Here is a 274-nt window from a genome sequence, read left to right on the forward strand (position 1 = left end):
GCTCGCTGAAAGGCGTCTCGTCCCCTGCTGGCGTCCAGGTCATTGAAATCGGTCAGTCCCTGTGCTTTTTCCGCCTCCGTAAAGGCCGGAATAATGACTTCGCCATGCGTGCTTGCGGCAGCTTTTTGGGCACTTGAAACACCTTTGTTAATTTTCCGTTGATGGTCGTTGTCGGCACAGAAGACAAAGGGGCTGTCAGTCCAGATTTGGCGGGCATTTTCTGCCACGTCAATCATATTGCCGGCATCAACTGTCATCAGAACCGGAAGGCCGG

General features: G+C 53.6%; 1 protein-coding gene. It reads right to left on the reverse strand.

From position 1 onward, the window contains the following. Positions 1-274 (reverse strand): hypothetical protein (locus tag E0D98_RS26510; protein ID WP_131891637.1); only part of this gene is annotated, 274 nt, incomplete at both ends.

Source organism: Escherichia sp. KCJ4928 (assembly GCF_004352695.1).
GTDB lineage: Bacteria > Pseudomonadota > Gammaproteobacteria > Enterobacterales > Enterobacteriaceae > ECMA0423.